We start from the raw sequence: 1397 nt of genomic DNA on the forward strand, positions 1-1397 counted from the left end.
TCTCTACTTTTTGATGAGTATTTTTATCCGTATAGCTTTCAGAAGTTGCCATACGAAAATTGACTACTTCTGTTCCAGAATTCATTGTTTTGCTTTCGGGATCAGCACCTAAATGCCCGATTAACGTCACTTTGTTTAGCATGTTTTTTCTTACCTTAAACTTGTACTTTAATACATGGAAAATCTTAGCATGATTTGCTTATTTTTTCAATTATTTCAAAATGATATTATTGTTTTTTAACATATAAAATTATGTTTAATATGCAAAAAAACATAAATAGTTCAGTGTTCATTTAAAACTCTTGAAATACATACATAAATGTATTAACATAAGATATGAAAATAAGATTTGAATGGGATGAAACTAAAGCAAAAAGTAATCTTAGAAAGCACCGTGTCAGTTTTGAAATTGCTGCTCGTGTTTTTGCAGACCCGTTCGCCATGGTTAAACAAGACCGTATTGAAAACGGAGAATATCGTTGGCAAACTTTGGGTCTTGTGGATGGTTTTTTACTGCTGCTCGTGGCGCATACTGTCCATGATGATAAAGATGGTATAGAAGTAATCCGTATTATTTCAGCGCGGCGAGCTAACTCGAAAGAAAGGAAACGTTATGAAGAAGAAAGTTCTTTATGAAATTGATGTAGGTAACTTATCACCTTTGACAGATAAACAGAGAGTTGAAGTTGATAAGCTGGCTGCAATGCCGGACAGTGCAATTGATCATAGTGATATTCCGTCACTCAATGATGCATTCTGGAAAAACGCCGTTCGCAATCCATTCTATAAACCAACCAAAACTGTCACAACAGTACGTGTGGATTCAGACGTTCTAGCGTGGCTTAAAAGTCAAGGGAAAGGATATCAAACACGGATTAACGCAATTTTACGTGACGCCATGCTTCGTTCAATGCGTTGATCTCTTTCCTGCTACAAAGAGTATCAAACTGCTTTCGATAATTTTTTGATCTCTTTATTGATCTCATCTATAAGAGGTTCGTAATTGAGAACGCTTTTCGGAATAGCACCACCGTAAACCCACGCTTTTACTTGCGCTTTGGTACTAAAATCTGCCTTTTCTGGTACGGTGTAGTACTGACCACCGTCAAACTTTTCACACTCTCTTGTGCCGTCTTCATATTCATAGAGGTTGTAAAAATACTCTGCTGCTCCATCTCCCCAAGGAACATACCCAACAGCCGTTGCAACCCACTTTTTTTGCATGGGCTGTTTATGATTTGTTAAGAACAGTTGTTTTAATATTTCCATGTTTTAATTCCTATTTTTACCAATAGGTTAATTTACCTAAAATTTGACCGTACAGAGCGTTTTGTGTTGCTGGTGTGGTTTTCATCATAAAATCTTTAAATCGCTTTGTACGGTACCTTTTTATCGAT

The 1397-nt window shown here is 36.2% G+C and carries 4 protein-coding genes; 2 read left to right on the top strand and 2 right to left on the bottom strand.

Annotated features, from left to right (window positions below):
* A partial coding sequence (locus tag ACFIML_RS09075; RefSeq protein WP_375688009.1) for a single-stranded DNA-binding protein occupies positions 1–142 on the bottom strand: 142 nt, incomplete at its 3' end.
* Between the two features lie 194 nt (positions 143–336).
* Between ACFIML_RS09075 and ACFIML_RS09080 the strand changes: the two genes are divergently transcribed.
* Both ACFIML_RS09080 and ACFIML_RS09085 read left to right on the top strand, forming a co-directional pair.
* Positions 337–636: a BrnT family toxin gene (locus tag ACFIML_RS09080; RefSeq protein WP_006925654.1), complete on the top strand. Its 300-nt coding sequence runs from the start codon at positions 337–339 to the stop codon at positions 634–636.
* The gene (locus tag ACFIML_RS09085) at positions 614–919 is read left to right on the top strand and encodes a BrnA antitoxin family protein (protein ID WP_273756873.1); all 306 of its coding nucleotides are present in this window, start codon (positions 614–616) and stop codon (positions 917–919) included. The genes ACFIML_RS09080 and ACFIML_RS09085 overlap by 23 nt, the downstream gene beginning before the upstream one ends.
* A gap of 23 nt (positions 920–942) precedes the next feature.
* Here the strand turns inward: ACFIML_RS09085 and ACFIML_RS09090 are convergent, their stop codons facing one another.
* Positions 943–1269, bottom strand: coding sequence for a hypothetical protein (locus ACFIML_RS09090; RefSeq protein WP_375688007.1), 327 nt, complete (start codon positions 1267–1269; stop codon positions 943–945).
* Between the last annotated feature and the right edge of the window lie 128 nt (positions 1270–1397).

This window comes from Bartonella sp. AC62GZZY (genome assembly GCF_042196525.1).
In the GTDB taxonomy this organism is placed as follows: domain Bacteria; phylum Pseudomonadota; class Alphaproteobacteria; order Rhizobiales; family Rhizobiaceae; genus Bartonella.